Raw genomic sequence first — 2,919 nt, forward strand, 5'->3', positions numbered from 1 at the left:
CCGGTGGCTCGGCCTCGGCCGTGGCGGCGCTGCTGTGCATGGGCGCGACCGCGACCGACACCGGCGGCTCGATCCGCCAGCCGGCGGCGTTCACCGCGACCGTCGGCATCAAGCCGACCTACGGTCGCTGCTCGCGCTGGGGCATCGTCGCCTTCGCCTCCTCGCTCGACCAGGCAGGTCCGATCGCACGCAGCGTGCGCGATAGCGCGATGCTGCTGCGCTCGATGGCCGGGCACGATCCGAAGGACACGACGTCGGTCGACATTGCCGTGCCGGACTATGAGGCCGCGATCGGCAAGTCCGTGAAGGGCATCAAGATCGGCATCCCCAAGGAATATCGTCTCGACGGCATGCCGGCCGAGATCGAGAAGCTGTGGAGCGAGGGCGCGGCCTGGCTGAAGGCGGCGGGCGCCGAGCTCGTCGAGGTGTCGCTGCCGCACACCAAATACGCGCTGCCGGCCTATTACATCGTGGCGCCGGCGGAGGCGTCCTCGAACCTCGCGCGCTATGACGGCGTGCGCTACGGCCTGCGCGAGCAGGGCAAAAACATCATCGAGCTGTACGAGAACACCCGCGCCGAAGGTTTTGGCGCCGAAGTGCGCCGCCGCGTCATGATCGGCACCTACGTGCTCTCGGCCGGCTATTACGATGCCTATTATCTGCGCGCCCAGAAGGTCCGCACGCTGATCAAGAAGGATTTCGAGGATTGCTTCGCCAAGGGCGTCAACGCGATCCTGACGCCGGCGACGCCGTCGGCGGCCTTCGGCATCGGCGAGAAGGGCGGCGCCGACCCGGTCGAGATGTATCTCAACGACATCTTCACGGTGACCGTGAACATGGCGGGCCTGCCCGGCATCGCCGTGCCCGCCGGCAAGGACGCGCAGGGCCTGCCGCTCGGCCTGCAATTGATCGGCCGTCCCTTCGACGAGGAGACGCTGTTCTCGCTCGGCGAGGTGATTGAGCAGGCCGCCGGCCGCTTCACGCCCGCGAGGTGGTGGTGAATGTCGCCGCGTTCATCGCGAGCCTCGACGGCGCAGCGCCGGCGCCGGACCTGAACGCGCCGCTCGCCGGTCTCTGGTGGGCGGCGAAGGGCGACTGGGACCGCGCGCACAAGATCGTCCAGGACGAGAGCAGCCGCGAGGCCGCCTGGGTGCACGCCTATCTGCACCGCGTCGAAGGCGATCTCGGCAACGCCGGCTACTGGTACCGCCAGGCCGGCCAGCCAGCTGCAAAGGATTCGCTGGAAGCGGAGTGGGAGCGGATCGCAACGGCGCTGCTCGCAACGGGGCGCGCCTGAGCCTTCACAGGCTCGTGTTGGGCACTACGCCGGCGCGCCAGGCCGCGGCGTTGAGGTGGTCCGGCGCCGCCCTGCGCAGACGCGATGGGACCGCGACCTTTTGACCTGCGCGTGCCCGCTGGAGAACACGGCGGCGTTCGATCTCGGTGGCAACCAGCGGCTGCTTTGCCAGCCAGTCGAGATCGACGGAAGGCGGTGCAAAGCATGAGGAGAACGACGCGAGCTGTTCGAACCGCTCGAGCGCTGCAGCCACGAACCAGCCGACGACGTTGTCCCCGGGCGCAAGATGGTCGAACCGCGGACTTGCCGGCCAGAATGGTTCCAGGATGCGGCCTTTGCCGCCTTTGAGCACCTCCGCCGTGAACCGCAGTGCGTTGACGGCCATCGTGCGGTTGCCGATGTCCGAGGCGACGCGGGCGAGTGTCGAAAGGCGCGACAGCGAAGCTTGCTGCTGACAGAGCGCGCCGAGCGTATCGCAAGCGAACTTCAGTGCCGCGTAACGCTGGGGCCATGCGTGCTCCTGGGAGCGCCAGATCGCATAGCCGGCAAGAGCGTCGCGATAAATCGGGTCCTGAGCCGCGGCGCCGCCGGGCAGCGCATTGAAAATCGGCGCAAAGGATTGCGCCTTGAACTGCGCAAGCGCCCAGTCGCGTGCGGTGTCGTCGGGCTCCCACACCGGAATGGTCTCGATCAGGAAACCCTCGCCTGCGAGTGCTGCGGCGCGCTCGGGTTTGGCTGCGAACAGGTTGAGCTCGTAGGGATCGAGCGGCTCGCCGATCTTGACCGGTACCAGGACGGGTGCGCCGCCGAGGAGCCGGTAGATGCCGAACCCCAGACTGGCGAACGCTGCCGGCAGGCCGTCATTGTGCTTCTCGCCGGCTTTGATCTCGAACATCACCAGGGGAGAGTGCTCGGAGAAAAATGCCTGCGCGCCGGCCAGAATGCGCTCTTCCTCTCCTTCCGCGTCGATCTTGACGAAGTCGATGGCGCCCCAGTTCCTTGACTTCTGCTCGGCGTCGAGCGACGTGATCTGAACGTTTTCGCTGGGACCGCTGCCTTGCAGCGAGTTGAGCTCGCTGGAGCTGCCCAGCACCAGCTGACCCTCGCGCTCACCGTCGGACAGGGCGGCGGCGACGACATGCAGGTTGGTGGCCTCGTTCTTGGCCTTGCTGAGCGCGAGCAGGCGGCGCGGCTCGCTTGCTGGTTCATAGGCGAACACCTGGCCATGAGGCGCGAGCAGCCGCGCCATCGGCAGGCTGTAGACGCCGAGATTGGCCCCGATGTCGAGCACGGTCATGCCCGGCTTTAGCCAGCTTGCGAGAAACGCCGTCTCCTTCTCGAACCACGATTCCTGCTCGAGGATGACATAAGTGGTGATGGCGCCGAGCGTGGCCGGCACAACGATATGCGTCCCGTCAGTCATCYGGAGCGATAGCTCGCCCATCATGTCCCTCCCGCCTCGATCCATTTACGGTTGTCATGGCACGGATTGCGTGCAGTTTCACGCCCAATTCGGCCGATCGGGGAGCGGGGGCCCAGGTTGCATCGCTTTCCGCGCCGGCTTAATTAGTTGGGCGTGGTAGCTCCCGCCCGGCCGGGGTCCGACCCGCATCCTCCAGCAC

Annotated in this window: 3 protein-coding genes; 2 read left to right on the plus strand and 1 reads right to left on the minus strand. The window is 67.0% G+C overall.

The window, feature by feature from the left end:
• Both AC1D00_RS34540 and AC1D00_RS34545 read left to right on the plus strand, forming a co-directional pair.
• Positions 1–1,001: amidase family protein (locus tag AC1D00_RS34540; RefSeq protein WP_477013764.1), on the plus strand; the 1,001-nt coding region annotated here is incomplete at its 5' end.
• The gene (locus AC1D00_RS34545) at positions 992–1,297 is read left to right on the plus strand and encodes a hypothetical protein (RefSeq protein ID WP_404556975.1); all 306 of its coding nucleotides are present in this window, start codon (positions 992–994) and stop codon (positions 1,295–1,297) included. The genes AC1D00_RS34540 and AC1D00_RS34545, both read left to right, overlap by 10 nt.
• A gap of 4 nt (positions 1,298–1,301) precedes the next feature.
• On the opposite strand, the gene AC1D00_RS34550 is transcribed toward AC1D00_RS34545, so the two are convergent.
• Positions 1,302–2,720, minus strand: coding sequence for an FkbM family methyltransferase (locus AC1D00_RS34550; protein WP_477013765.1), 1,419 nt, complete (start codon positions 2,718–2,720; stop codon positions 1,302–1,304).
• Positions 2,721–2,919: the final 199 nt, after the last annotated feature.

The organism is Bradyrhizobium sp. P2_E8, assembly GCF_056403875.1.

What these genes read in the sequence shown, in the direction of transcription:
- AC1D00_RS34550 (WP_477013765.1), bottom strand. Translation starts at nt 2,720, where the DNA reads ATGACTGACGGGACGCATATCGTTGTGCCGGCCACGCTCGGCGCCATC.